The 26,034-nt window shown below is 74.0% G+C and carries 21 protein-coding genes; 13 read left to right on the forward strand and 8 right to left on the reverse strand.

Annotation, left to right across the window (positions count from 1 at the left end; translation table 11 throughout):
• Window positions 1-29: 29 nt before the first annotated feature.
• Window positions 30-1,061: a non-homologous end-joining DNA ligase gene (gene ligD / locus AB0F62_RS15840; protein ID WP_361798019.1), complete on the reverse strand. Its 1,032-nt coding sequence runs from the start codon at window positions 1,059-1,061 to the stop codon at window positions 30-32.
• Window positions 1,062-1,137: 76 nt separating this feature from the next.
• Here ligD and AB0F62_RS15845 point away from each other — a divergent pair, with 76 nt between their 5' ends.
• Window positions 1,138-2,190: an ATP-dependent DNA ligase gene (locus AB0F62_RS15845; protein WP_361798022.1), complete on the forward strand. Its 1,053-nt coding sequence runs from the start codon at window positions 1,138-1,140 to the stop codon at window positions 2,188-2,190.
• Here the strand turns inward: AB0F62_RS15845 and AB0F62_RS15850 are convergent.
• Together AB0F62_RS15850 and AB0F62_RS15855 are read right to left on the reverse strand one after the other, a co-directional pair.
• Window positions 2,163-2,789, reverse strand: a complete 627-nt coding sequence (locus tag AB0F62_RS15850; protein WP_361798025.1) for an NIPSNAP family protein — start codon at window positions 2,787-2,789, stop codon at window positions 2,163-2,165. The two genes, AB0F62_RS15845 and AB0F62_RS15850, sit on opposite strands and share 28 nt — an antisense overlap.
• A 52-nt stretch (window positions 2,790-2,841) precedes the next feature.
• Window positions 2,842-5,748 (reverse strand): lysylphosphatidylglycerol synthase domain-containing protein, encoded by a 2,907-nt coding sequence (locus tag AB0F62_RS15855; RefSeq protein ID WP_361798028.1) that lies wholly within the window; start codon window positions 5,746-5,748, stop codon window positions 2,842-2,844.
• Between the two features lie 302 nt (window positions 5,749-6,050).
• Here AB0F62_RS15855 and AB0F62_RS15860 point away from each other — a divergent pair, with 302 nt between their 5' ends.
• Both AB0F62_RS15860 and AB0F62_RS15865 read left to right on the forward strand, forming a co-directional pair.
• Window positions 6,051-6,437 (forward strand): MGMT family protein, encoded by a 387-nt coding sequence (locus AB0F62_RS15860; RefSeq protein WP_361798031.1) that lies wholly within the window; start codon window positions 6,051-6,053, stop codon window positions 6,435-6,437.
• Window positions 6,438-6,671: 234 nt separating this feature from the next.
• Window positions 6,672-9,959, forward strand: coding sequence for an ATP-dependent DNA helicase (locus AB0F62_RS15865; RefSeq protein WP_361798034.1), 3,288 nt, complete (start codon window positions 6,672-6,674; stop codon window positions 9,957-9,959).
• Window positions 9,960-9,969: 10 nt separating this feature from the next.
• Here AB0F62_RS15865 and AB0F62_RS15870 read toward each other — a convergent pair whose 3' ends face one another.
• A complete protein-coding gene (locus AB0F62_RS15870) occupies window positions 9,970-10,377 on the reverse strand; it encodes a type II toxin-antitoxin system VapC family toxin (protein WP_361798037.1) in 408 nt (135 codons plus the stop codon).
• Window positions 10,374-10,652: a type II toxin-antitoxin system prevent-host-death family antitoxin gene (locus tag AB0F62_RS15875; protein ID WP_361798040.1), complete on the reverse strand. Its 279-nt coding sequence runs from the start codon at window positions 10,650-10,652 to the stop codon at window positions 10,374-10,376. Before AB0F62_RS15875 ends, AB0F62_RS15870 begins: the two co-directional genes overlap by 4 nt.
• Window positions 10,653-10,770: 118 nt before the next feature.
• On the opposite strand from AB0F62_RS15875, the gene AB0F62_RS15880 reads away from it, so the two are divergent.
• The 3 genes from AB0F62_RS15880 (at window position 10,771) to nudC (ending at window position 16,721) form a co-directional block, all read left to right on the forward strand.
• Complete coding sequence (locus AB0F62_RS15880; protein ID WP_361798043.1) at window positions 10,771-14,304, forward strand: ATP-dependent DNA helicase; 3,534 nt, start codon at window positions 10,771-10,773, stop codon at window positions 14,302-14,304.
• Between the two features lie 10 nt (window positions 14,305-14,314).
• Entirely contained in the window at window positions 14,315-15,703 is a 1,389-nt protein-coding gene (locus AB0F62_RS15885; protein WP_361798046.1) for a dipeptidase, read from the forward strand.
• Between the two features lie 61 nt (window positions 15,704-15,764).
• On the forward strand, window positions 15,765-16,721 hold the full coding sequence (gene nudC, locus AB0F62_RS15890; RefSeq protein ID WP_361798049.1) for an NAD(+) diphosphatase: 957 nt from the start codon (window positions 15,765-15,767) through the stop codon (window positions 16,719-16,721).
• 65 nt (window positions 16,722-16,786) lie between these two features.
• Here nudC and AB0F62_RS15895 read toward each other — a convergent pair whose 3' ends face one another.
• Window positions 16,787-17,044: a mycoredoxin gene (locus tag AB0F62_RS15895; protein ID WP_361798052.1), complete on the reverse strand. Its 258-nt coding sequence runs from the start codon at window positions 17,042-17,044 to the stop codon at window positions 16,787-16,789.
• A gap of 154 nt (window positions 17,045-17,198) precedes the next feature.
• Here AB0F62_RS15895 and AB0F62_RS15900 point away from each other — a divergent pair, with 154 nt between their 5' ends.
• The 5 genes from AB0F62_RS15900 to AB0F62_RS15920 all read left to right on the forward strand — a co-directional run bounded on the left by AB0F62_RS15900 (window position 17,199) and on the right by AB0F62_RS15920 (window position 20,893).
• On the forward strand, window positions 17,199-19,409 hold the full coding sequence (locus AB0F62_RS15900; protein ID WP_361798055.1) for an ATP-dependent DNA helicase UvrD2: 2,211 nt from the start codon (window positions 17,199-17,201) through the stop codon (window positions 19,407-19,409).
• A gap of 152 nt (window positions 19,410-19,561) precedes the next feature.
• Window positions 19,562-19,852 (forward strand): hypothetical protein, encoded by a 291-nt coding sequence (locus AB0F62_RS15905; RefSeq protein WP_361798058.1) that lies wholly within the window; start codon window positions 19,562-19,564, stop codon window positions 19,850-19,852.
• 105 nt (window positions 19,853-19,957) lie between these two features.
• A complete protein-coding gene (locus AB0F62_RS15910) occupies window positions 19,958-20,311 on the forward strand; it encodes a WhiB family transcriptional regulator (protein ID WP_361798060.1) in 354 nt (117 codons plus the stop codon).
• Window positions 20,308-20,619 (forward strand): hypothetical protein, encoded by a 312-nt coding sequence (locus tag AB0F62_RS15915; RefSeq protein ID WP_361798063.1) that lies wholly within the window; start codon window positions 20,308-20,310, stop codon window positions 20,617-20,619. Before AB0F62_RS15910 ends, AB0F62_RS15915 begins: the two co-directional genes overlap by 4 nt.
• 73 nt (window positions 20,620-20,692) lie before the next feature.
• The gene (locus AB0F62_RS15920; protein ID WP_326572546.1) at window positions 20,693-20,893 is read left to right on the forward strand and encodes a hypothetical protein; all 201 of its coding nucleotides are present in this window, start codon (window positions 20,693-20,695) and stop codon (window positions 20,891-20,893) included.
• Window positions 20,894-20,905: 12 nt separating this feature from the next.
• On the opposite strand, the gene AB0F62_RS15925 is transcribed toward AB0F62_RS15920, so the two are convergent.
• Together AB0F62_RS15925 and AB0F62_RS15930 are read right to left on the reverse strand one after the other, a co-directional pair.
• Complete coding sequence (locus tag AB0F62_RS15925) at window positions 20,906-22,276, reverse strand: AarF/ABC1/UbiB kinase family protein (RefSeq protein WP_361798066.1); 1,371 nt, start codon at window positions 22,274-22,276, stop codon at window positions 20,906-20,908.
• A 70-nt stretch (window positions 22,277-22,346) separates the two neighbouring features.
• Complete coding sequence (locus AB0F62_RS15930; RefSeq protein WP_361798238.1) at window positions 22,347-23,483, reverse strand: TOMM precursor leader peptide-binding protein; 1,137 nt, start codon at window positions 23,481-23,483, stop codon at window positions 22,347-22,349.
• 216 nt (window positions 23,484-23,699) lie between these two features.
• Here AB0F62_RS15930 and AB0F62_RS15935 point away from each other — a divergent pair, with 216 nt between their 5' ends.
• Together AB0F62_RS15935 and AB0F62_RS15940 are read left to right on the forward strand one after the other, a co-directional pair.
• The gene (locus AB0F62_RS15935; protein WP_361798069.1) at window positions 23,700-24,275 is read left to right on the forward strand and encodes a M48 family metallopeptidase; all 576 of its coding nucleotides are present in this window, start codon (window positions 23,700-23,702) and stop codon (window positions 24,273-24,275) included.
• A gap of 87 nt (window positions 24,276-24,362) precedes the next feature.
• Window positions 24,363-26,027: a TerD family protein gene (locus AB0F62_RS15940; protein WP_361798072.1), complete on the forward strand. Its 1,665-nt coding sequence runs from the start codon at window positions 24,363-24,365 to the stop codon at window positions 26,025-26,027.
• Window positions 26,028-26,034 lie beyond the last annotated feature (7 nt).

Below are 26,034 nucleotides of genomic sequence, written 5' to 3' on the forward strand. Positions count from 1 at the left end.
CGCGGTGGGAAGGGGTCGTGCCGCCCGCGTCAGTCCTCGTTCCCCGCGTGCCCCGGCTTGTTCCTGGCCCGGCTCGGCTGCACCCGCGGCGGCTCCCCGGGCATCTTGGGGTGGTCCGGCGGGTACGGCATGTCCCCGAGCCCGCGGTCGCGTTCGTCGCGCTCGGCCAGCTCCAGGACGGCGTCCAGTCGGAAGGGGTGCTCCTCCATGCCGGCGTGCACGTCCCCCAGTTCCGCGTACCGCCCGGGCATGGTGGCCAGGTCGAAGTCGCGCGGGTGGACTTCCGGCACCTCCTCCCAGCGCAGCGGCGCGGAGACCGGGGCGTTCGGCTTGGGCCGCACGGAGTAGGCGGAGGCGATGGTGCGGTCGCGCGCGGTCTGGTTGTAGTCGACGAAGATCTTCTCGCCGCGCTCCTCCTTCCACCACGCGCTGGTGACCTGCCCGGGCATCCGCCGTTCCATCTCGCGCGCGAGAGCGATGGCGGCCCGGCGCACCTCCGTGAAGGTCCACTCCGGCTCGATGGGGACGAACACGTGCAGACCGCGCCCGCCGGAGGTCTTGGGCCAGCCGCGCAGGCCCAGTTCCTCCAGGAGTCCGCGCAGTTCCCCGGCGACGCGCACGGCGTCGGCGAAGTCGGTGCCGGGCTGCGGGTCGAGGTCGATGCGCAGCTCGTCGGGGTGGTCGAGGTCGCCGCGCCGGACCGGCCAGGGGTGGAAGGTGAGGCAGCCGAGGGTGGCGCCCCAGACGACGGCGGCGGTCTCGGTCGGGCAGATCTCGTCGGCGTGGCGGCCGGAGGGGAAGCGGATCCGGCCGGTGGGGATCCAGTCCGGGGTGTTCTTGGGCGCGCGCTTCTGGAAGAACGACTCGCCGTCCACTCCGTCCGGGTAGCGCTCCATCGTCGTCGGCCGGTCGCGCAGCGCCCGCAGGACGCCGTCGCCGACCGCCAGGTAGTAGCGGGCCACGTCCAGCTTGGTGAAGCCCCGTTCCGGGAAGTACACCTTGCCCGGGTTGGAGAGCCGGACCGTCCGCTCGCCGACGGTCAGCTCGACCGCCTCCGCCATCCCGTCACCGCCTCTCCCGTCCCCGACACGGTAGGCCCGACGGGCGGACGGCGCCTGTCGGGCGGACAATCGCGGCATGGACCTGCCGGTGATGCCGCCCGTGAAGCCGATGCTCGCCAAGTCGGCCGCCGCGATCCCGCCCGGCATGCTGTACGAGGGCAAGTGGGACGGCTTCCGCGCCATCGTCTTCCGCGACGGCGCCGAGGTGGAGATCGGCAGCCGCACCGGCAAGTCCCTGACCCGCTACTTCCCGGAGGTCGTCGAGGCGGTCCGGGCCGAACTGCCGCCGCGCTGCGTCATCGACGGGGAGATCGTCATCGCCCGCGAAGGCCGGCTGGACTTCGACGCGCTGCTGGAACGCATCCACCCCGCCGACTCCCGCGTCCGGCAACTCGCCGAGCGCACCCCCGCCTCCCTCGTCGCCTTCGACCTGCTCGCGCTCGGCGACCGCTCCCTGATGGCGGATCCGCAGACCTGGCGCCGACAGGCCCTGGTCGACGCGCTCGGCACGGCACGGGCCCCGGTCCACGTCGCCCCCGCCACCACCGACATCGAGCTCGCCCGGCGGTGGTTCGAGCAGTACGAGGGCGCGGGACTGGACGGCGTCGTCGCCAAGCCCACCGACGTCGGCTACCGCCCCGACGAACGCGTCATGGTGAAGGTCAAGCACGAGCGCACCGCCGACTGCGTGCTGGCCGGTTACCGCCGGCACAAGTCCGGTCCCGTCGTCGGCTCCCTCCTGCTCGGCCTGCACGACGCCGCCGGCCGCCTCCAGCACGTCGGCGTCTGCGCCTCCTTCGCCATGCGCCGCCGCGAGGAGCTCGTCGCCGAACTGGAGCCGCTGCGCATGGCGTCCGCCGAGGGCCACCCCTGGGCCGACTGGGCCGAGGCCGAGCCGGGCGGCCGCATGCCCGGGGCCCAGAGCCGCTGGAGCGCCGGGAAGGACCTGTCCTGGATCCCGCTGCGGCCCGAGCGCGTCCTGGAGGTCGCCTACGACCACATGCAGGGCGACCGCTTCCGGCACACGGCGCAGTTCCGGCGCTGGCGTCCCGACCGCGACCCGGCCGACTGCACGTACGCGCAACTGGAGGAGCCGGTCGGTTACGACCTCGGCGACATCCTGCGCTGAGGGCCCCGGACGCGCACCGGGGCCAGCCTCAGCCGCTGCGGCGGCCGCAGCAGCCGCCGCTCCGAGCCGGCGGGCGGGGCGGGCTCCCCGGGGCATGCGTCGGCCTCCGCGCGGTCGGCGAACCAGACCACGACGTCCTCGCCGGTGCGGACGGGCAGCGCCGGGAAGCCGTTGGCCGCGTGCTCGGTGCGGTGCACGGCGCGGGCGGCGGCCGGGGGCGTGAAACCGGGCGGATCGGCGGGGTGGCAGACGGTCGCGACGACCAGTCCGGCGTCGTCCGGCACGCGGTAGCCGGGGCCGCGCAGCAGCAGGACGTCGTCGGAGTCGGTCATGGTGGCGTTGGCCGCGTCCCGGTGCGCCCGCCACACGGGGCCGTCGTAGAAGGCGTGCAGCGCGCGGGTCCTGGCGGCCATGTCCGGGAAGGCGCGCATCCACACGAAGCGGTCCGGGTCGTCCAGGTCGCGGAAGCGGCCGCCGACCCGGATCCCGGCGGCCTCCTGGCCGGTGACGAACTCGCGCTCGAACAGTTCGATCAGGGTGTCCCGGGCGCCGGGGCGCACGGTGTACTGCCGCAGCTCGACGATGTGCGTGGTGTCCATGGCCGGTGACGGTACGGGCGGCCCACTGACATCCGCTGTCAGTGGGCCCGCGTCACAATGCCTGCCGCCGGGTGAGCTGGGTGAACGCCAGCCAGCCGGGCAGTACCGGCAGCCAGAAGGTCAGCACCCGGAACAGCAGCACCGCGGAGGTGGCCGTCGCCGAGTCGAGGTGGCCGATGGTGGTCAGACCGGCGATCAGCGCGCCCTCGACCGCCCCCAGGCCGCCCGGGGTGGGCGCGGCGGATCCCAGCGCGTTGCCCGCGAGGAAGACCACGGCGATCGCCGCGAAGTTGACCTCGCCGTGGAAGGTGCGGATGCTCGCGTCCAGGCAGAGCACGAAGGCGAGGGTCAGCAGCAGCGTGCCGCCGATGCCCGTGGTCACCTTCACCGGCTGCTGGAGCACGTCCAGCATGCGCGGGACCACCCCGGCGAACAGCGCCCGCACCCGGGAGGAGACGAAGCGCCGCAGCGGCGGGACCGCGGTGACGACCAGGAAGAGCACTCCGGCCGTCAGCAGGCCCGCCATCACCGTCCGGGACGGCGACAGGGACGGCGTCTTCTCGGTGCCGGTGATGTAGCCGAAGACCAGCAGCAGGCTGATGTGCGAGCCGAGGCCGACCAGCTGGGAGGCGCCCACGCTGGCCACCGCGAGACCGGGGCGCACGCCCGACTTCTGCAGATAGCGCGTGTTGAGCGCCACACCGCCGATGGCCGCGGGGGCGACCAGCTTCACGAACGAGCCGGCGATCTGCGCCAGCGTCGTGCGGACGAAGGAGAGCTTCTCGGGCACGAAGCCCGACAGCGCCATCGCCGCCGCGATGTAGCTGAGCGCGGAGGCCAGCACGGCGACGACGACCCACGCCCAGTTCGCCTCGGCCAGCAGAGTCGCCGGGTCGATGCTGCTGATCTGGGAGAGGAGGTAGTACGCGGCGAAGGCGCCCGCGATGATGCTGATCAGCGTGCGCGGGCGTACCCGCTCCAGCCGGACCGGCTCCACCGGGGCCTGAGGACGGATGAGCAGCACCTGGTGGCGGATCCGGGTGAGCAGATCCTCCTCGCGGGCCTCGTCCAGGGCGTCCTCGAGCGCCTTCTTCTCGGCCCGGCGCTCGGCCTTGGTCTCCTTGCCGCCGGACTCACCGTCCGCGCGGCCGGCCCGGGAGGCGGCCAGCACGGCGTCGCGCTCACGCTGCGCCCGCTCCCTGGCGAGCTGCTTGAGCGTCGCCCGGGTGGTGCGGCTCAGCGCGATGGGCTGCAGCAGCGGCAGGGAGTCGGCGACCGCGTCCGGGCCCAGCACGGCCACCGCCGAGGCCACCGACCGCTCGGGTCCGACGCGCAGTGCGAGGGTGGTGAGCAGTTGCGCCACGTCCATGCGCAGGACGACGTCGCCCGCGGCGATCTCACCGCCGCGCAGATCCGTCAGGAAGACCTTGCCGGAACGATCCATCTGGAGCGACTCGCCGACCAGCCTGCGGTGCGCGATCCGGCGCGACTGCAGCGCCTTCACCTGCTCCCAGGTGCCGTGCAGCACCTCGTCGGTGATCTCCTCGTCCGACAGCGCGTCCAGCGAGCGGCCGCCCATGTGCTCGTACACCAGCATCACGGCGTCCGGGCCCAGCTCGGAGGTGGCGATCAGCCGCGGGGCGTTGGCGCCGGCGGCGATGGCCGCGTAGGCGAGCAGCGCCTCCTGCTCCAGCGCCTGGCGCAGCGACTGCAGATTGCGCCGCTGGGTGATCCCGCGCAGCTGGAGACGGCGCCACAGGCGGTAGAAGAAGCCGTGCGCCTGCTGCTCGCGGTCCACGACCGTGACGTCGAGCAGCGGGCCGTCCTCCAGGGTCACCAGGTACCGGCGGCCCCGGTCCGAGTCGGGCGCGTCGGGGAACTCGTCCTCGGCGCGGACCGCCGTCAGCGGCGCGAAGCCCACCCGGCGCAGACCGGCGAGCAGGTTCTGGCCGGTGGGGCGGACGTTCGGCGAGCCGACGGCGTAGAGCGTGCCGTACGCCACCGTCCAGCCGATGAGCACGGTCACGATGATCGAGAACGGTGTGGTGTAGCCGCCCACCAGCACCGCGAAGGAGTCCACGACCAGGACGAACCACAGCGCCACCCGCCAGCGCGGGCGCCGGGCCATCCCGACCGCGGTCATGTAGGCGATGACCGGGGCGAGGTAGCCGTGGACGGGGTCGGTGATCCCGCCGCCGGGCGCGTCCCGGGTCAGCGCGTCCCGGATCGCCACCGGCGCCGCGTCCGACACCCACAGGTCGGTCGCCAGCGACACACCGTGGGCCAGCACCGCCGCCAGCACGCCGTCCGCGATGCGCAGCCCGTCCCGCTTGATCAGCCGCTCCACGGCGAACGCCACGGGCACGATCAGCACCGCCACGGTCGCCAGCAGCCCGGCGATCGTGATCAGCGGCTCGGGCGCGTGCGTCGCGCCCTCGGCGATGTCCTGCTCCACCCCCGAGGTGGTCGCGTGCGCGAAGCCCGCGATCATCAGCACGATCGCGATGCCGAGGAGCCCGAACAGCAGGCGCATGAGGTCGACGGGCCGGTGCACGCGGGCGGGCAGCAGCGGCTCGTCCCGTGCCACGGGGTCGGTGTGCGCGGTGGTGCCGGTGCGGGATTCCTCGTCGTGCCCGGGGCCGTCGTGCCCGGCGGCGTCGTGACCACCGCCGTTGTGACCGGCGGCGGTGGGCCGCGGTCCGTCCGTGGCGCCGGGGCTTTCGGGTTCTTCCGGTCCTTGGGCCGCCTCCGGTCCTGTCGGCGCAGGCGGCCCGTCCGCGGTGCCGGGGCCTTCCGGCCCGTCCGCCGGGCCGTCGGCCGGATCGTCCGTGCCGGCCCCGGGAGTGCCGGAGGTGCCGCCGGGACCGGGTTCGTCCGGCAGCCCCGAGGCCGCCGCGGCCGGCGCGGGCGTCGATGTGGCGCGAGTCTCACCGCCGAGGGCGTCACCGGGCGCGGTCAAGGCCACGTCCTCCACGTCGTCATGCGCCGGAGGCGCCGGGGGCACGGTGGTGGGACCCCCGGCCGCAGAGCCGTCCCGGGGGCCTCCGGAGGCAGCGGGGACCGCGCGAGCGGCTCCGTTCCCGCTCACGTCGTGTTCGCCGGCTGTCTCTTTTTGATCTCGTATCACCAGTCACCGCCCGGATGATGGTGGCACGAGCAGCCCGCGCATGGGCGCAGGAGGGGGCAATTCGACGTTCCGAGCGCCCCCGGGCGCGCTCCCGCCGGCCGCGATTGTCGGTGCCCTGGGGCACCATGTGACGGATGAGCAAGGACACCGCGCACGATCCGGACGACGCCCAGGAGCTGCCCGCGTACGCGGAGCGGGTGCTGGACGTCGCCGAGCGGATCCCGCCCGGGCGGGTGATGACCTACGGGGACGTCGCCGAGTGGCTGGGGGAGGGCGGCCCCCGGCAGGTGGGCCACGTCATGGCCCTGTACGGCGGAGCCGTGCCGTGGTGGCGCGTGGTCCGCGCCGACGGCGGGCTGCTGCCGGGCCACGAGCTGCGCGCCCTGGAGCACTACCGGGCGGAGGGCACCCCGCTGCGTCCGGCCCCGCGGGCCGCGAAGGGCCACATACCCCGCCTGGACATGCGCGCGGCCCGCTGGGACGGCACGGACCCCGTGCCCGCTCCCGGCGGGGACGACTGACGACCGGACGCTCACACCATCCAGCTTCCGCCATTCGGGGCCGGTTGATGCGATCCGCCGTCCGGAAGGAGTACGGCGCCCCGCGTCCGGCCGCTCCCGCATCGGTACGGGAAGGACGGGACGCGCGGCGGCGCCGCCCACCGGTGGCGTACCGTCGGCACCCGGCCGCCCCCGGCCACCGGCAGCACCCGCACCCGCACCAGCAACCGCACGCACACGGAACCGGCGAACCACGTGACCTCCTCCTCCACCCGCCAGACGGACGCCGCCGCACGGCGCTCCGGGGGGACGGTCGGGCCTTCCGGCGGCTACCGGCTGCTACGGACCGCGCCGGAACCGGTGACGCCCCCTGAACTGGACGCCTCACAGCGCGCGGTGGTTGAGCACTCCGGCGGCCCGCTTCTCGTCCTCGCCGGGCCGGGCACCGGCAAGACCACCACCCTGGTCGAGTCCGTCGCCGAGCGGGTGCGGCGCGGCGGCGACCCGGAGCGGATCCTCGTCCTCACCTTCAGCCGCAAGGCGGCGGGCGAGCTGCGGGACCGGATGGCCGCCCGGATGGGAGGCGCGGCCGCGCCGTCGGCGACCACCTTCCACTCCTTCTGCTACGCCCTGGTCCGCGCCCACCAGGAGCCCGAGCTGTTCGCCGACCCGCTGCGGCTGCTCTCAGGACCCGAGCAGGACCTGGCGGTGCGCGAGCTCCTGGCGGGCGAGGCCGAACTGGAACGGCGGGGCCGGGCACGTGTGCGCTGGCCCGACGAGCTGCGTGCGGCGCTGACCACGCGCGGCTTCGCCGACGAGGTGCGGGCCGTGCTGGCCCGCACCCGCGAACTGGGCCTCGGCCCGCGCGCCCTGGCCGCGTTCGCGGGCCGCACCGGGCGCCCCGACTGGTCGGCGGCGGCCGGCTTCCTCGCCGAGTACCTGGACGTCCTCGATCTGCAGGGTGTGATCGACTACGCCGAGCTGGTGCACCGCGCGGTGCTGCTGGCCGGGCGCCCCGAGGTCGCCCGCGTCCTGGCCGGGGCGTACGAGGCCGTCTACGTCGACGAGTACCAGGACACCGACCCCGCCCAGGTCCGGCTGCTGCAGGCACTCGCCGGGGCCGGCCGGACACTGGTGGCCTTCGGTGACCCCGACCAGTCCATCTACGCCTTCCGCGGTGCCGACGTGAACGGCATCCTCGGCTTCCCGGAGGCGTTCCGGCACCGCGACGGCCGCCCCGCCGACGTCCGCGTCCTCACCACGGCCCGCCGCTCCGGCGCCGCCCTGCTCGCCGCGACCCGGCTCGTGACCCGGCGCATGCCGCTGACCCGGCTCCCGGCCGCCGCCGTCCGCGCCCACCGCGACCTCGCGCCGGTCCGCGACGGCGGCTCGGTCGCCGTCCGCACCTACCCCACCCCCGGCGCCGAACTCGACGGCATCGCCGACATCCTGCGCCGCGCCCACCTCGAGGACGGCGTCCCGTGGTCCGGCATGGCCGTCCTGGTCCGCGCCGGCTCCCGCTCGCTGCCCGTCCTGCGGCGGGCCCTCGGTTCCGCGGGCGTCCCCGTCGACATCGACGGCGACGACCTGCCGCTGCGCGACGAACCCGCGGTCTCCCCGCTCCTGCTCGCCCTGCGGGTCTGCGCCCGCGCCGCCCTGCCCGAGGCCCCGGCCCCCGGGCTCGGCGTCGAGGACGCGCTCACCCTGCTGGCCTCCCCGCTCGGCGGCATGGACGCCTCCGATCTGCGTCGTCTGGGCCGCGCCCTGCGCGAGGAGGAGAGGGCCGCCGGGGCCGCCGTACCGCGGCCGTCGGACGAGCTCATCGCCGAGGCGCTCGCGGAGCCCGAACGGCTCGTGGCGCACGATCCGTCGTACGCCCGCGGCGCCCAGCGGCTCGGCGGGCTGCTGCGCAAGGGGCGCGAGCTGCTGGCCGGCGGCGGCACGGCCGAAGAGGCGCTGTGGGAGCTGTGGGACGGCACCCCCTGGCCCGGGCGGCTGGAGCGGGCCGCGGCGCGCGGCGGCGCGGCCGGGCGCAACGCCGACCGCGACCTGGACGCGGTGTGCGTGCTCTTCGACGCCGCCGCCCGCGCCGAGGAGCGCACCGGCGGCCGCGGCGCGCTCAACTTCCTGGAGGAGCTCGCCGCCCAGGACATCGCCGCCGACGTGCTGACCCGCCGCGCCGTCCGTCCGGACGCCGTACGGCTGATGACCGCCCACCGCTCCAAGGGCCTGGAGTGGCCGCTCGTCGTCGTCGCGGGCGTCCAGGAGGGGCTCTGGCCCGACCTGCGCCGCCGCGGCTCGCTGCTGGAGGCGGACCGCATCGGCCGCGACGGCCTCGCGGAGCCGCTGACCCCGGGCGCGCTGCTCGCCGAGGAGCGCCGGCTGTTCTACGTCGCGGCCACCCGGGCGCGCGAGCGGCTGGTGGTGACCGCCGTCAAGGCCGCCGCGGACGACGGCGACCAGCCCTCCCGCTTCCTCGCCGAACTGGGCGTCGAGCCCGTCGACGTCACCCACCGCGCCCGCAGGCCGCTGTCCGTCGCGGCACTCGTCGCCGAGCTGCGCGCCACCACCGTGGACCCGGCCGCCTCCCCGGCCCTGCGCGAGGCCGCCGCCCGGCGCCTCGCACGGCTCGCGGCGCTGGAGGACGCCGGCCAGCCGCTGGTCCCCGCCGCCCACCCCGAACGCTGGTGGGGCCTGTACGAGGAGACCCGGTCCGAGGTCCCGCTGCGCGACCGCGACAAGCCGGTCACCCTCTCCGGCAGCGCGCTGGACCAACTGGCCAACACCTGCGCCCTGCAGTGGTTCCTCGGCCGCGAGGTGAAGGCGGAGCCGCCCTCCACCGCGGCCCAGGGCTTCGGCAACGTCCTGCACGTCCTCGCCGACGAGGTCGCCTCCGGCAGTACCCCGGCCGACCTGGACGTCCTCATGGAGCGGCTGGACTCGGTGTGGAACGCGCTCGCCTTCGACGCGCCGTGGAAGTCGCAGCAGGAGAAGGAGAACGCCCGCGCGGCCCTGGAGCGCTTCCTGCGCTGGCACGTCATGGAGCGCGGCCGCCAGGCCGTCGCCTCCGAGCACGGCTTCGACATCACCCTGGAGACCGGGGACGTGGCCGTCCGCATCCGCGGCAGCATGGACCGCGTCGAGACCGACGCGGACGGCAACGCCTATGTCGTCGACTTCAAGACCGGCAAGGCCAGGCCGACCGCCGCCGAGGTCGAGCACCACCCGCAGCTCGCCGTCTACCAGCTCGCCGTCCGCGAGGGCGCCGTCGACGAGCTGTTCCACGGCACCCGGCCCGCCCCCGGCGGCGCCGAGCTCGTCCAGCTCCGCATCGGCGCCGCCCGCCGGGACGGCGGCGACACCCAGCCCACCGTCCAGCAGCAGGAGGCGCTGACCGGCGACTGGGCCGACGGCCTGCTGGCCGACGCGGCCGCGCGCGTCCTCGACGAGCGCTTCACGCCCTCCACCGGCCAGCACTGCGAGAACTGCGCCTTCCGCGCCTCCTGCAGCGGCCGCCCGGAGGGCCGGCACGTGGTGGAGTGAGGCGGGCTTCTCAGCCGCCCGGAGCCTCGGCACGCAGCCCGAGGTCCTGTGCGGCCTTCAGCAGGCGCTGGTCGTACGTGACGAACACGAGCGGATCCGCGCCCGCCTGGCCGGCCAGGAGTTGCGCCGTCGCCAGGTGGATCGAGTCGAGTGAGCGGAGCAGCGGATCGCCGTATGCGGAAGCCGTGGCGCGGACGGTCGCGTCGATCTCGAACCGGTAGAGCCGGGTGATCACACCGGGGACGCCGGCGAGTGCCTGCGGGGCCGATCGGCGCAGAGCACGTGGCACCTCCACCTCGACGAGCGACGACGACACCAGAGGCTCGTCAGGGCGGTCGTTCAGCCAGGCGATCAGCTCCCGTGTGCCCTGCTCCCGGCGGACCATCTTCACGATCGCCGCCGAGTCCAGGTAGATCACCAGCGCTCCTCCTCGCGCATGGCGGCGAGTGCGGCCGCCGTGTCGACCTCCGGGTCGCCGAGCACAGGCGGTACCGGGACCGGCCCTGAGGACGCGGGCGGGGTGGCGCGTCCCTCGGCGACCATCCGGTCCAGTACGGACTGACTGCCCGAGACGGGCACGATCCGGGCCACGGGGGTGCCGCTCACGGTCACCTCCAGGGTTTCGCCGCGCTGGACGCGCGCGAGCACGGCACTGGTGTTCTGGTTCAGCTCGCGTACCGGGATGCGCTCCATGCTTTCAGCGTAGAACGCGATGTTCTACATCGGTAGGGCGGAATGCGCCCGTACGGGTGACAGCAGGCGGACCGGGCGGGCGCGGCCGGTGTCGGCGGTGCCCGATAGCCTCCCCTTTGTGTCATCCCCCATCACCGGTCCCGAGCAGCTCAAGGAGCTGCTGGGCATCCCGTTCACCCCGGAGCAGCTGGCGTGCATCACCGCGCCGCTCGCCCCGCAGGTGATCGTGGCCGGCGCCGGGTCGGGGAAGACGACCGTCATGGCGGCCCGCGTGGTGTGGCTGGTCGGCACCGGGCAGGTCGCGCCCGAGCAGGTGCTGGGGCTGACGTTCACCAACAAGGCGGCCGGAGAGCTGTCGGAGCGGGTGCGCAAGGCCCTCGTCCGGGCCGGGGTGACCGACCCCGACCCGGCCGACCCCGACCACGCGCCGGGCGAACCGCAGATCTCCACGTACCACGCCTTCGCCGGGCAGCTGCTCAAGGAGCACGGGCTGCGCATAGGGCTGGAGCCGACGGCACGGCTGCTCGCCGACGCGACGCGCTACCAGCTGGCGGCGCGCGTGCTGCGGGCCGCGCCCGGTCCCTTCCCGGCGCTCACCAAGGGCATCCCGGGCCTGGTGAGCGATCTGCTGGCGCTGGAGGGCGAGCTGGCGGAGCATCTGGTGCCGCCGGAGCGGCTGCTCGCCCACGACCGCGAGTGGCTCACCGAGCTGGACGGCGTCCGGCTCACCAACGCGGACCTGCGCAGGCTCCCCGAGACGGCACGCGCCCGTATCGACCTGACCGGGCTCGCCGCCGCGTACCGCGCCGAGAAGAAGCAGCGCGACCTGCTCGACTTCGGCGACCAGATCGCCCTGTCGGCCACGCTGGCCCGCACCCGCCCCGAGGTCGGCCGCATCCTGCGCGAGCAGTACGCCGTGGTGCTGCTCGACGAGTACCAGGACACCTCCGTCGCCCAGGGCCTGCTGCTCTCCGCGCTGTTCGGCGACGGCACGGGCCATCCGGTGACCGCGGTCGGCGACCCCTGCCAGGCCATCTACGGCTGGCGCGGCGCCTCGGTGGCCAACCTCGACGACTTCCCGCTCCACTTCGCGCACGCCGACGGGACGCCCGCCCGCCGCCAGTCCCTGTCGGAGAACCGGCGCAGCGGCGGCCGGCTGCTCGACCTCGCCAACGGCCTCGCCGTCGAGCTGCGCGAGCGTCACGAGGGCGTCGAGGCCCTGCGGCCGGCTCCGGGGGCCGAACGGGACGGCATCGTGCGCTGCGCGCTGCTGCCCACCCAGGAGGAGGAGATCGCCTGGATCGCCGACTCCATCGCGCACCTGGTTCGCACCGGCACCGCCCCCGGGGAGATCGCGGTGCTGTGCCGGGCCGCCGGGCACTTCGCCGACATCCACGCGGCGCTGGTCGCCCGCGACGTCCCCGTCGAGGTGGTCGGCCTGTCCGGGCTGCTGCACCTGCCCGAGGTCGCCGACCTGGTCGCCGTCTGCGAGGTGCTGCAGGACCCGACGGCCAACTCCGCCCTCGTCCGGCTGCTCACCGGGCCGCGCTGGCGGATCGGCGCGCGCGACCTGGCGCTGCTGGGGCGGCGGGCCCGGCTGCTGGTGCCGGGCCGGGGCGACACCGCGGACCGGCTGGCGGCCGCGGTGGAGGGCGTCGACCCGGCCGAGGTGATCTCGCTCGCCGACGCCCTGGAGACCTTCGTCGACGGCGAGCCCGAGGACGGCCTGCCCTTCTCGCCCGAGGCGCGGGTCCGCTTCGCGCGCCTGGCCACCGAGATACGGGAGCTGCGCCGGGCACTGGCCGACCCGCTCATGGACGTCCTGCACCGGGTGCTCGCGGTCACCGGCCTGGAGGTCGAGCTCTCCGCGTCCCCGCACGCGCTGGCGGCCCGCCGCCGGGAGACCCTGCACGCCTTCCTGGACACCGCGGCCGGCTTCGCGTCCCTGGACGGCGAGGCCACGCTGCTGGCCTTCCTCGGCTTCCTGCGGACCGCCGTGCAGTACGAGAAGGGCCTGGACAGCTCGCTGCCCGGCGGCGAGAACACGGTGAAGGTGCTCACCGCGCACAAGTCCAAGGGGCTGGAGTGGGACGTCGTGGCCGTCCCCGGGCTGGTGCGCAAGGGCTTCCCGAGCGAGCGGGGCCGCGAGCTGTGGCACTTCAACGCCAAGGTGCTGCCGCACACCCTGCGCGGGGACGCCGCGACCCTTCCCGACGTCGAGGAGTGGTCCCGGGCCGGCCTGGCCGAGTTCAAGACGGCCATGGCCGAGCACAACCGCGTCGAGGAGCTGCGGCTGGGCTATGTGACGTTCACCCGGCCGCGCTCCCTGCTGCTCGGCTCCGGCCACTGGTGGGGCCCCAGCCAGAAGCGCCCCTTCGGCCCGTCCGCCTTCCTGGAGGCCCTGCGCGAGCACTGCGAGGCGGGTCACGGCGAGGTCGAGCACTGGGCCGCGGCCCCCGAGCCCGACGCCGGCAACCCGGCTTTGATCCGTACCGCCGAGACCCCGTGGCCGCTGCCCCTGGATCCGGCCGCCCTGGCCCGCCGCCGCGAGGCGGCCCGCAGCGTGCTGGCCCACCTGCGGGCGCCGGCCGTGTATCCGGTGGCCGCCGCCCCCGACCCCGACTGGCCGCCGCCTCCCGGAGACGAGGACGAGGAGGAGCCGCCGCCGTACGACGCGTACGGCCCGGACGGCGACCCGTACGACGGCCCCTACGGCGAGGAGGACGCCGGCGACTGGGAGGAGTGGTCCGCCGAGCGGCCCGTCATCCCCGGGCAGCCCGGCCCGCCGCCCGCCGGGCGCGCGACGGGATCCGCGCCCGACCCCGACCCCGATCCCGTCGCCCATCCCACGCCCACGCCCACGCCCGGGCACGGGTACGGCGGCGGGGAGGCGCTGCTTCCCGAGGAGGCCCGTGCCGTGGCGTCCTGGGACCGGGATCTCGACGCCCTCACCGAGGAGCTGCGCCGCTCCCGCGCGACCGTTCGCGACGTCCCGCTGCCCACCACGCTCAGCGCCTCCGCGCTGCTGCGCCTGGTCGCGGCCCCCGAGGCCTTCGCCCGCGAGCTGGCCCGCCCGATGCCCCGCCCGCCGCGGCCCGCGGCCCGGCGCGGCACGCGTTTCCACGCCTGGGTCGAGTCCCGCTTCGAGGAGCTGCCGCTGATCGCCCCCGAGGAGCTGCCCGGGATCGAGGGCGACGACGAGATCGCCGACGAGCGCGACCTCGCCGCGCTCAAGGAGGCCTTCCTGCGGACCCCCTACGCCGAGCGCACCCCGTTCCGCGTCGAGGCGCCGTTCCAGATCGGCATCGCCGGCCGGGTCATCCGCGGCCGGATCGACGCCGTGTACCGGGAGGGCGACGGCTACGAGATCATCGACTGGAAGACCGGCCGGGCCGGCACCGCCGACGCGCTGCAGCTGGCCGTCTACCGGCTCGCCTGGGCCGAGCAGCGCGGCGTGCCGTTGTCACAGGTCACAGCGGCCTTCCTGCATGTGCGGAGCGGGGAGCTGGTCCGCCCCGGGCCCCTGCCGGACCGGGCCGCGCTGGAGCGCCTGCTGCTGGGCGAACCCGAGCCCCCGACGGAACCGGCGCCGGAGCCCGAGCCCGGCCCGGGCCACGACGCCGACGCCGGGCCGCCCTCCGCCGCCCGATAGGCTCAAGGCCATGAGCACCACCCCGGACAGCGTCGTCCGCACGTACATCGAGACCCACCGCGACACCTTCCTCGGCGATCTCGCCGAGTGGCTGCGCATCCCCTCGGTCTCCGCCGATCCGGAGCGCGCCGCGGACGTACGGCGCAGTGCCGAGTGGCTCGCGGCGAAGCTGAAGGAGACCGGTTTCCCGGTGGCCGAGGTGTGGGAGACGCCCGGCGCCCCCGCGGTCTTCGCCGAGTGGCCGTCCGGTGCCGCGGACGCGCCGACGGTGCTGGTCTACGGCCATCACGACGTGCAGCCCGCCGCCCGCGAGGACGGCTGGGACGGCGAGCCCTTCGAGCCAGAGATCCGCGACGGCCGGATGTACGGGCGGGGCGCCGCCGACGACAAGGGGCAGGTGTTCTTCCACACACTCGGCGTCCGCGCGCATCTGGCGGCCACCGGCCGCACCGCTCCGGCCGTGAACCTGAAGCTGCTGATCGAGGGCGAGGAGGAGTCCGGCTCCCCGCACTTCACCGACCTCGTCCGCGCCCACGCCGATCGGCTGGCCTGCGACACCGTGATCGTCTCCGACACCGGCATGTGGGACGAGCACACCCCGACCGTGTGCACCGGCATGCGCGGCCTGGCCGACTGCCAGATCGACCTGCACGGCCCCGACCAGGACATCCACTCCGGCTCCTTCGGCGGCGCGGTCCCCAACCCGGCGACCGAGGCGGCCCGGCTCGCCGCGGCGCTGCACGACGCGGACGGCCGCGTGGCGATCCCCGGCTTCTACGACGGCGTGGTCGAGCTGGACGAGCGCGAGCGCGAGCTGTTCGCCCGGCTGCCCTTCGACGAGGAGCGCTGGCTGCGTACGGCCAAGTCGTACGCGACCGGCGGCGAGGCCGGCTACTCCACCCTCGAGCGGGTCTGGGCCCGCCCGACCGCCGAGGTGAACGGCATCGGCGGCGGCTACCAGGGCCCCGGCGGCAAGACGATCGTGCCCTCCTCCGCCCAGCTGAAGCTCTCCTTCCGGCTGGTGGCCGGACAGGACACCGACCGCGTGCAGCGGCTGGTCGCCGACTGGGTCGCCGCGCGCGTCCCGGCCGGCATCCGGCACGAGATCACCTTCTGGGGGGCCACCCGCCCGTGCCTGACGCCGCTGGACCACCCGGCGCTGCGCTCGGTGACCCGGGCGATGGAGCGGGCCTTCGGCAAGGAGGTCCTGTTCACCCGCGAGGGCGGTTCCGGCCCGGCGGCCGATCTGCAGGACGTGCTCGATGTCCCCGTCCTGTTCCTGGGAATTTCCGTGCCGTCCGACGGTTGGCACTCGGTGAACGAGAAGGTGGAACTGGACCTTCTGCTCAAGGGCGTGGAGACGTCCGCGTACCTCTGGAGCGAGTTCACGACTCTGTAAGCATCCGCACCCATCCGCGCGCTACGGGGAGTTGACAGCAATCTTGTCCGATACACCCGATATGTCCGACACCGGCACCAGCACCGGCACCACCTCCGGCGCGGCCTCCCTCCCGCCGCCCCTCGCCCGCCCGTCGGGTGTGGAGCGCGCCGCCGAGCACCGGCTCGACGAGGCGTGGCTCGCGGCTGCCTGGAGCCACCCGACGACGCGGGTGTTCGTGGTCTCCGGGGGGCAGGTCCTGGTCGAGGACACCCCCGACGGCGGCACCGAGCTGGTCATGATGCCGAGCTTCGAGGCGCCGGAGAGCGAGGTGCACCGCTACTTCCTCGGTGTGGACGAGGCGGGGGTGCGCTACTTCGCGCTGCAGAAGGACTCGCTGCCCGGCCGTCTGGACGACGTGGCCCGCCCGGCGGGGCTCCGCGAGGTGGGGGCCCTGCTGTCGGACCGTGACGCGGGTCTCATGGTGCACGCGGTCGCGCTGGAGAACTGGCAGCGCATGCACCGCTTCTGCTCACGCTGCGGCGAGCGCACGGTGGTGGCGGCCGCCGGCCACATCCGCCGCTGCCCGGCCTGCGGAGCGGAGCACTACCCGCGCACCGACCCGGCGGTGATCATGCTGGTCACGGACACCGAGGACCGCGCGCTGCTGGGCCGCCAGGTGCACTGGCCCGAGGGGCGCTTCTCGACGCTCGCGGGCTTCGTGGAGCCGGGGGAGTCCCTGGAGCAGGCGGTGGTGCGCGAGGTCGCCGAGGAGGCGGGCGTGACGGTCGGCGAGGTGTCGTACGTCGCCAGCCAGCCCTGGCCGTTCCCGTCCAGTCTGATGCTGGGCTTCATGGCGCGCGCCACGTCCTCGGAGATCACCGTGGACGGCGAGGAACTGCACGAGGCGCGCTGGTTCTCCCGCGAGGAGTACCGCAAGGCGATGGAGACGGGTGAGGTGCTGCCGCCGTACGGGATCTCCATCGCGGCGCGGCTGATCGAGCGCTGGTACGGGATGCCGCTGCCGACGCGGCGCTGAGCGCGGCCGCCCCGAACGGTGCCCGGCCCGGCCGCGGGGGTGCCGCGCGGCCGGGCCGGTCGCCGTCAGCTCGCCAGGGCCTGCTTGACCTGGGCCAGGCTCGGGTTGCTCAGCGGGATCGCCTCCGCGCCGCTCTTCGGCGCCACGAGGAGCGTCGGGACGAGCTGGTTGCCGCCGTTGACGCTCTCGACGAACTTCGCCGACGCCGGGTCGTGCTCGATGTTGATCTCCGTGTACGCGATGCCCTCACGGTCGAGCTGACCCTTCAGGCGGCGGCAGTATCCGCACCACGTGGTGCTGTACATCGTCACAGTGCCGGACATCGGTGTTCGCTCCTTCAAGGCTGGGGATGACGTCGATGCCGAGAACGCTAACCCCTGGCTTCGGCATTCCTTGCAATCGTTCGCGATCCGACCATCGCACCTCAGCTGTGGATAACTTTCCCGGCCGTCTCCCGGGACCTGGCAGCATGGCGGGGTGACTGCACCAACCCACACCCCGCTCTTCCCGGAGTTCCCCGCCGTCCCGGACTCGGCGGACGCCGTGCTCGCCGGGCTCGACCCCGAGCAGCGCGCGGTCGCCACCGCCCTGCACGGGCCGGTGTGCGTGCTGGCGGGCGCCGGCACGGGCAAGACGCGCGCGATCACCCACCGGATCGCGTACGGGGTGCGGGCCGGGATCCTCCAGCCGGCCAGTGTGCTGGCGGTCACCTTCACCGCCCGTGCGGCCGGGGAGATGCGCGGGCGGCTGCGGCAGCTCGGCGCGGGCGGTGTGCAGGCGCGCACCTTCCACTCCGCGGCGCTGCGGCAGCTGCAGTACTTCTGGCCGCGGGCCGTCGGGGGCGAGATGCCGCGGCTGGCCGAGCGCAAGATCCAGCTCGTCGCCGAGGCCGGGGCGCGCTCCCGTATCCGGCTGGACCGCAACGAGCTGCGCGATGTCACCGGCGAGATCGAGTGGGCCAAGGTCACCCAGACCGCCCCGGAGGACTATCCGGCCGCCGCCGCCAAGGCCGCCCGGGACATCCCGCGCGACCCGGCCGAGATCGCCCGGATCTACACCACCTACGAGCAGCTCAAGCGCGACCGCGGGGTCATCGACTTCGAGGACGTGCTGCTGCTCACCGTCGGCGTCCTGGAGGACCGGCCGGACGTCGCCGACGCCGTCCGCTCCCAGTACCAGCATTTCGTCGTCGACGAGTACCAGGACGTCAGCCCACTGCAGCAGCGCCTGCTGGATCTGTGGCTGGGCGGCCGGGACAGCGTCTGCGTCGTCGGCGACGCCTCGCAGACCATCTACTCCTTCACCGGCGCCACCCCGGAGTTCCTGCTCGGGTTCCGCAGCCGGCATCCGGAGGCCACGGTGGTGAAGCTGGTCCGCGACTACCGCTCCACCCCCCAGGTGGTGCACCTGGCCAACGGGCTGCTGTCCCAGGCCCGGGGCCAGGCCGCCCAGCACCGCCTGGAGCTGGTCTCGCAGCGCGAGGCCGGTCCCGAGCCGGTCTACACGGAGTACGCGGACGAGCCCGCGGAGGCCGAGGGCACCGCCCGCCGGATCCGCGAGCTGATCGACGACGGCGTGCGGCCCAGCGAGATCGCCGTGCTCTACCGGGTGAACGCCCAGTCCGAGGTCTACGAACAGGCCTTCGCCGACGCCGGGGTGCCCTACCAGCTGCGCGGCGCCGAGCGCTTCTTCGAGCGTCCGGAGATCCGCGAGGCCGGCATGCTGCTGCGCGGCGCCGCGCGGGCGGGTGGCACCTCGGATCCGGGCCTCGACGACGCGGACCTGCCCTCGCACGTACGGGCGGTGCTCAGCACCCGGGGCTGGTCCCCGGAGCCCCCGGCGGGATCGGGCGCGGCGCGGGACCGCTGGGAGTCGCTGGCGGCGCTGGTCCGGCTGGCGGAGGACTTCTCCCGGGCCCGGACGGAGGCCACGCTCGCCGACTTCGTCGCCGAGCTCGACGAGCGCGCGAGCGCCCAGCACGCCCCGACCGTCGAGGGCGTCACCCTGGCCTCGCTGCACGCCGCCAAGGGTCTGGAGTGGGACGCGGTGTTCCTGGTCGGCCTGACCGAGGGCACGATGCCGATCACCTACGCCAAGACCGACGAACAGGTGGAGGAGGAGCGGCGGCTCCTCTACGTGGGTGTCACCCGCGCCCGGTTCCACCTCGCCCTGTCGTGGGCGCTGTCCCGCTCGCCGGGCGGACGCGGCGGCCGGCGGCCCTCGCGCTTCCTGGACGGGCTGCGGCCGGGTTCGGCGGCCCGGGGCAGGGCGGGTGGCCGTTCGGCCGCCACGGGGGGCGTGGAGCGCGGCTCGGGCGGCAGGAAGCGGCGCGGGCCGGTGCAGTGCCGCGTGTGCGGCCGCACCCTCTCCGACGCGGGCGAGATCAAGCTGATGCGCTGTGAGGACTGCCCCTCCGACATGGACGAGGCGCTGTACGAGCGGCTGCGCGAGTGGCGGGTGGAGCAGGCGAAGGCGCTGGGCCAGCCGGCCTACTGCGTCTTCACGGACAAGACCCTGCTGGCGATCGCCGAGGTCAGGCCCACCACGGAGGGTGAATTGTCCGTCATCTCCGGGGTCGGAGCCCGCAAACTGGACAAGTTCGGCGCTGATGTTCTCGCCCTGTGCACGGGCCGCGAGCCCGGCGGTGAAACCGGCGACGAAGCTGTTGAAGAAGAGCTTGGAAAATAGTTTGCGCGCTCCCGGGAAGTCCCCATAGCCTGCGGGAGCGCGAACGGCGCGGCTCTGTGAAGGACCTTCCCGGAGCGGTGCAATCCGTGATGTACTGACCCAGCACCACCTGTCAGATCAGCCCGACGAGACGCCGAGAGGAGGCGAGACCAATGATCAGCTTCATGACGAAAATGACCGATCGTCCGGTCGTCGCCGCCTGCTCCCTTGGTGCCTCGCTCCGTGGCACCGGTCTGTCCAGCCGCCTGGCCGGCGTTCTGCCCACCACCGTTCTCTCCATTCGGGAGCGTGGCGGCGAACGACCGACGCAGGCGCCGGCGGTGGCAGTAATGGCTGAGGCTCAGGCCTATGCCTTTGCGGCGACCAATGGTGCCGGAATCCAGAAGCAGCAGCACCCGAAGTGGGCCTTCCGCGGGCTCGAACCCTGGAGTGATCCAGTCTGATCGATGATCAGGCCGGCGCCTTCAGGGCCGCGGAATCCCAGACCGGGATCCGCGGCCCTTCTGTTTTCCCCACCCCCCGACAAACAGATGAGGAACGAAGCGATCGTGCATCTCACCTCGCACGCACCGTCCGTACCCGCCCCCGTACGCCCGCCTGACCCTCACCCGGAGGTCCCCTTGCTGCCCCTCACCGAGCTCGACGACGAGATCGACCGCCTCGGCGTCCCCGTTCCGTGCCGGACCTACGACCCGGAGGTCTTCTTCGCGGAGTCCCCGGCCGACGTCGAGTACGCCAAGTCGCTGTGCCAGACCTGCCCGGTGCGCGAGGCCTGCCTCGCCGGCGCGAAGGACCGCCGTGAGCCCTGGGGTGTCTGGGGTGGCGAGCTGTTCGTCCAGGGTGTCGTGGTGCCGCGCAAGCGTCCCCGTGGCCGTCCGCGCAAGAACGCGGTTGTGGCATGAAGCGCCCAGCCGTCGGAACGATCGACCGTCCCCTCACGCACGACCCCAAGAAGCAGGCCCCGATGAGCCCGTCCGTCACCGAACGCCCCGCCCCGCCTTCCGACGCTCCCGCTGAGCGCCAGAACAGGAACCTCGAAATGCAACTCATGCCAGAAGCCCTGGCCCGTGCCCATATGCAAGAGCGCCTCTACGAGGCCGAGCACGAACGGACCGCCCTCCGTGTGCTCAGGGCCCGGCGTCTGCAGCGCCGTGCCGAACGTGCCTCGCTCCGTGCCCGCAGGGCGCTGGCGATGGCCGTGATGCAGTAGCGCTCGCACTTGGGCAACGACACACAACCGCGGGGCCGGTCGAAATCGACCGGCCCCGCGATATCGTCACGAAGTGGACCAGAAGACTCAATTCGAACGGGTCGGGACTGCTCCCACGACGACGACGTGCGCCCGGTGCGGGGCCGTCGCCGAGGGACTCCCCCTCACCTGGACCTGCTCCGTCGAGAACGGCAGCCGCGTGTACTTCTGCGACGACTGCGCCCGCACCAACATCCGCAGTATCGAGGGCCGGCTGGACTCCTCCTGGTGGTAGGGGACCAGTCCGCTACGCCGAGGCGTCCTCGGTCTCCGGCAGCGGGGACAGCCCGTCCCCGGAGAAGCCCGGCAGCCACTCGAGCAGCTCGTCCCGCAGCCGGACGGTGGCCGCCAGCTGGCACAGCACCCCGATGGTGCTGAGCGTCACCCGGTGGATGAGCAGATACGAGGGCGGCAGGTTCAGCTGCTTGCCCAATTGGTGGGCGGGCGAGCGCGGGTCGGCGACCCGCGCCGCCTGCGCGCGCATCCAGCCGCGGGCGAAGGTGAACTCCTCTACGGCCGCGGGCTCGATGATCGGCCGCAGGTAGTCCAGCACGGCGTCCGGGTCGAGTGCGATCGTCGGCTTGACGAAGCCCTCCTGGCAGAGCATGGAGTGCACCGACTCCGCGTCGTCGGCCAGCGCCATGCGCAGCGCCGTCCCTATCGGCAGGGGCAGGCCGCCCGGCAGCCGGTCCACCGTGCCGAAGTCCAGCACGCCCAGCCGCCAGCCCTGTGCCGGGCCGTCGTCGACCAGCAACCGGAAATTGCCCGGGTGCGGATCGGCGTGGAGCAGCCCGGTCCGGGCCGGACCGGCGAAGAGGAAGCGCGCCAGCAACTGACCGGCGCGGTCCCGCATCTCCGCGGTGCCGCGGGAGATCACCTCCGCCAGGGGGATCCCGTCCATCCACTCGGTCACCAGCACCTGATCCGTGCGGTGCACCACATCCGGCACCACCACGTCAGGGTCGTCGGCGAACTCCACCGCGTGGGCGTGCTGGGCCTGCGCCTCCAGCTCGTAGTCCAGCTCCTCCGAGACCCGGTCGCGCAGCTCCGCGATCAGCGGCTTGATGTCCATGCCGGGAATGAGCGGCCCGAACAGCCTCGCCACCCGCCCGAGTTGGTTGAGGTCCGACAGCAGGGCGTCCCCGGCGCCGGGGTACTGCACCTTCACCGCGACCTCGCGGCCGTCGTGCCACACGGCCCGGTGCACCTGCCCGATCGAGGCGGCCGCCGCGGGCTGGTCCTCGAACTCCGTGAAGTACCCGCGCCAGTCCTCGCCGAGTCGCTCCGCCAGCACGGCGTGCACGGTGCGGGCCGGCATCGGGGGCGCGGCGTCCTGCAGCTTGGTCAGGGCGGCACGGTAGGGGCCCGCGACCTCCTCGGGCAGGGCCGCCTCGAAGACCGACAGGGCCTGCCCGAACTTCATGGCACCGCCCTTCAGCTCGCCGAGGACCTTGAAGAGCTGTTCGGCCGTCCGCTCCTGCAGCTCGTTGGCGACCACTTCCGCGGGGCGGCCGCCGAGCCGCTTTCCCAGCCCCAGCGTCGCCCGTCCGGCGAACCCCAGCGGGAGCGCCGCCAACTTGGCGGTACGGGTCACCGCTTTGCGCGGAAGATCAGACATGCGCCCCCTCTTTCCGATCGGTCACGTCGTCATTGTCCCCCGCCCCTCCCGGACCATGGCACCGGCCGTGTCACAAAGCTCCGGCGGCGTCCGCCGGCATGTCATCCGCCGGCCCGCCGTCAGCGGAGGACGCGCCGCACGCGCATCTGCTGTCACCCGGCACCGGCCGCACCTCCGTCGTCAGCCGGGCCAGTCCCACCTCCACACGTCCCCCGCAGCTGGGCGGCCGGCCGCCGTCGAGGAAGGCCAGGGCGTGCGCCGCGGCGAGCCCGGCCACCGTGGTCGCCAGCGCGACATCGCAGGCCGGGACACCGCCCCGGCCGGACCGCAGCTGTGCCAGCACCCGGGGCCAGGCCGCGTCGGCGTCCGACATCCGCAGCCCCAGGCATCCCGCGCATCCCGTGCTCCCCGGCACCACCAGGGGACCCACCACTCCCCTTCCCTCCAGCACCCCCGCGTAGAGATGGGGAATCCCGGCGGCCATCAACGGCTCGGCCTCCTGCGCCTCGGGGGCGTAGGCGGCCAGGCCGTCGCGCGGCGCGATCACCACCAGGGAGAGCGCGGGCTCCGGCACGGCGGACGGCCCGCGGCGGCCCACCGCCGCCGCCCGCGGATCGGGCGCCGCCCGCCGCACCAGCCCGCGGGCCGCCGCGTCCCGGCGTTCGCCGATGTGCTCCGCGGGGATCCCGCCAGGCGCGGTGTCCCAGGGCTCGACCCGGCCGCCGTCGCGCACGTCGACCCGGCCGACGCCCGCCGCGGAGAGGACCGCCGCGACCGTCGCGCCGACCCGCCCCGCGCCGGTCACCCGCACGCGAGCGGCCCGCCGGCCGCTCATCCGGTCCGCCGCCCCGCCGGGGTCGGTGTGCACCACGGACAGTGCCGCCAGGTCGGGACGGAGCCGGTCCAGCGCGGCCGAGTGGTGCCGTATCGACTCGGACAGCTCGGCGTGCGCCGTCGCGTCGTCCAGCACACCGCCCTCGGCCAGCAGCCCGAGCAGCCGCCGGGCCTGAGGGGGCCGCAGCCCCAGCGACTCCGCCTCGCGGGCGAGCGGCCCGAGCCCCCGCGTGCCGTCGAGGAGGTCGAGGAAGGCGGCGGCCGCGCCGTCGACCGGGTCCAGGACCACCGCGTGCGTGGGGTCGACACCGAATTGCAGGCTTTCCCGGCTGCGCCAACTGCGGCGCATCGCCGGCTTGAGCATGGGACGCATCGCCACCCCCGTGGGCTGAGTTCCCGATCAAGAGATCGTTCCGATTCCGTGCCGTTCCAGCATGCCCGGAATCCGCGGAACCGCCGCGAAAGTTATCCACAGGCGCAGCAAATGATCATTCGATATGACCGATGTCCGCGATCCGCCGGCCCGCCTTTTTCGGTGAGCGGTACCTGGGGCGGGACTTCCCGGACCCGGTGCGGGTAACGTCGGGGCGTGTCCGCCGACCCAGCCCACAGCCTTTCCGGCCAGCCTCCGCGCGCCCATCGGACCAGCGCGGTCGAAGTGCGCCGAAGCGCCCGACGACGCCGGACGGTCTCGGCGTACCGCGAGGGCGACGTCACCGTGGTCCTGATCCCGGCCCGGATGTCCGCCGCCGAGGAGAAGCGCTGGGTGACGGTGATGCTCGACAAGCTCGCCGCCCAGGAGAGCCGCCGCCAACTCGGAGACGAGGAGCTGGCGGCCCGCGCCGCGCAGCTGTCGGCGCAGTACCTCGGCGGTCGCGCCGCCCCGCGGACGGTGCGCTGGGTGACCAACCAGAATTCCCGGTGGGGTTCGTGCACGCCGGCCGAGGGCAGCATCCGCCTGTCCCACCGGCTCCAGGGCATGCCCGAGTACGTCGTCGACTACGTGCTGCTCCACGAACTCGCCCACCTGCTGGTGCCCGGGCACGGCCCGGGGTTCTGGAAGCTGCTGGAGTCCTATCCCCGCACCGAACGCGCGCGCGGCTACCTGGAGGGCGTGGTCGCGGCGGCCCGGCTGCCGCATCCGCCCACGGCACGCGAGGAATAGCCGGGGAATAGCCGCTGTCCCGGCCAGCGGTTAGCCTGGCGCAACGCAACCAGTGCGTACGTACGGATGGGGGGACGGTCCTTAGCAATGGCCAGGGAATTCCAGCGTGGCCACAAGGCCAAGATCAGTGACCTGACCGCGGGAACGGATCTGTACATCGGCGTGCAGATCAGCGGCCCCGGTCTCGGCTTCGACATCAGCTGCTTCGGGCTCGACGCCGGGGAACAGCTCTCCGACGACCGCTACTTCATCTTCTACAACCAGCCCAAGTCGCCCGAGGAGGCGATCCAGCAGCTGGGGGCGCAGGCCGGTGACACCGAGTCCTTCCGGGTGACCCTGGACCGGATTCCCGCGCAGATCCACCGGCTGAGCTTCACCGCCACCATCGACGGCGCCGGGCAGATGTCGCAGGTCGCCCCGGGCTACATCAGGATCGTCGCCGGCGGTGAGGAAGTCGCCCGCTACGCCTTCACGGGCGCCGAGTTCACCACCGAGCGCGCGGTCATGCTCGCCGACCTCTATCTGAAGGACGTCTGGCGCTTCGCCGCCGTCGGCCAGGGCTTCGACGGCGGACTGGACGCCCTGCTCAAGAACTTCGGCGGCGAGGTGGCCGAGGAGCAGCAGCCCGCGCCCCAGCAGCAGGCCGCGGCGGCACCGGGCTTCGCCCCTCCTGCCGGCCCGGCTCCCGGGTTCGCGCCCCCGGCCGCCTCCGCGCCGTCCGCTCCGCCGCAGCCCGCGCCGGCCTTCGGGGCGCCCCCGGCACCCGCACCGGCACCCGTGCACGCCGCCCCCACCATGGTGGCGCCGATGGCCACGCCGCCGCCCCAGGCCCCGCCCCAGCCGCCCGCCGGCCAGCCGCCGTTCGGCCAGGTCCCGCCGCCGCAGGCGCCGCCCGGCCAGGTCCCCGGTCAGATGCCGGGTCAGCCGCCCTACGGCCAGGCCCCGTACGGCCAGCCCGCCCCGGCCCCGGCTCCGTACGGCCAGCCGATGCCGGGTCAGCCGATGCCAGGTCAGGGGATGCCGGGCCAGCCCGCCTTCGGCGGGCCGCCGCAGGCCCCGCACGCCGGCCAGGTCCCGCAGACCCCCGGCGCGGGTCTGGCGGCCGCCATGCAGAAGTACCGGGAGCTGCCGACCGGCCAGCGCTGGACCCAGCAGAATCCGAAGCTGATGCGCGCCGACCTCTCCCAGGCCGGCGGCCAGCCGGTGCTCGCCCGTCAGGGCAGCATGGTGCTCTACCAGGGCAAGGTCGAATTCGGCTACAAGGGTGCCGGGTTCACCGGTCGCGTCGTCGGCAACATGACCGGCCAGGAGATGCAGCTGATGCGCTGCACCGGCCGCGGCCAGGTCTTCTTCGCCGAGGAAGCCTCCTATCTGCACCCCATCGAGCTCCAGGGCGACGCCATCTGCGTCTCCGCCGAGAACGTGCTCGCCTTCGACGAGTCCCTCCAGCACGAGGTGCGCCGCATCGAGGGCCACGGCATCCCGGGCGGCGCCCTGTTCACCATGCAGTTCCAGGGCACGGGCACGGTCGTGGTCAAGACCCACGGCACCCCGGTGGTGCTGCCGGTCACGCCGACCACCTACGCCGACAGCAACGCGATCGTCGCCTGGTCGGCGGCCTCGCAGGTGGTGCTCTCCAGCCAGGTGCGGCTGCGCAGGAACGCCTATCCGGGACACAGCGGGGAGACCGTGAACCTTCAGTTCCGGGGCGCACCCGGCAACTTCATCATCGTCCAGCCGTACGAGGTCTGAGGGGAGC

The sequence above is a fragment of the Streptomyces sp. NPDC026673 genome (assembly GCF_040638135.1).
Taxonomy (GTDB): domain Bacteria; phylum Actinomycetota; class Actinomycetes; order Streptomycetales; family Streptomycetaceae; genus Actinacidiphila.

Bases quoted from the DNA above. Each gene is read 5' to 3' on its own strand.
- ligD (WP_361798019.1), bottom strand. From the start codon at position 1,061: ATGGCGGAGGCGGTCGAGCTGACCGTCGGCGAGCGGACGGTCCGGCTC.
- AB0F62_RS15845 (WP_361798022.1), top strand. From the start codon at position 1,138: ATGGACCTGCCGGTGATGCCGCCCGTGAAGCCGATGCTCGCCAAGTCG.
- AB0F62_RS15850 (WP_361798025.1), bottom strand. From the start codon at position 2,789: ATGGACACCACGCACATCGTCGAGCTGCGGCAGTACACCGTGCGCCCC.
- AB0F62_RS15860 (WP_361798031.1), top strand. From the start codon at position 6,051: ATGAGCAAGGACACCGCGCACGATCCGGACGACGCCCAGGAGCTGCCC.
- AB0F62_RS15875 (WP_361798040.1), bottom strand. From the start codon at position 10,652: ATGGAGCGCATCCCGGTACGCGAGCTGAACCAGAACACCAGTGCCGTG.
- AB0F62_RS15885 (WP_361798046.1), top strand. From the start codon at position 14,315: ATGAGCACCACCCCGGACAGCGTCGTCCGCACGTACATCGAGACCCAC.
- nudC (WP_361798049.1), top strand. From the start codon at position 15,765: ATGTCCGACACCGGCACCAGCACCGGCACCACCTCCGGCGCGGCCTCC.
- AB0F62_RS15895 (WP_361798052.1), bottom strand. From the start codon at position 17,044: ATGTCCGGCACTGTGACGATGTACAGCACCACGTGGTGCGGATACTGC.
- AB0F62_RS15905 (WP_361798058.1), top strand. From the start codon at position 19,562: ATGATCAGCTTCATGACGAAAATGACCGATCGTCCGGTCGTCGCCGCC.
- AB0F62_RS15915 (WP_361798063.1), top strand. From the start codon at position 20,308: ATGAAGCGCCCAGCCGTCGGAACGATCGACCGTCCCCTCACGCACGAC.
- AB0F62_RS15925 (WP_361798066.1), bottom strand. From the start codon at position 22,276: ATGTCTGATCTTCCGCGCAAAGCGGTGACCCGTACCGCCAAGTTGGCG.
- AB0F62_RS15930 (WP_361798238.1), bottom strand. From the start codon at position 23,483: ATGCGTCCCATGCTCAAGCCGGCGATGCGCCGCAGTTGGCGCAGCCGG.
- AB0F62_RS15940 (WP_361798072.1), top strand. From the start codon at position 24,363: ATGGCCAGGGAATTCCAGCGTGGCCACAAGGCCAAGATCAGTGACCTG.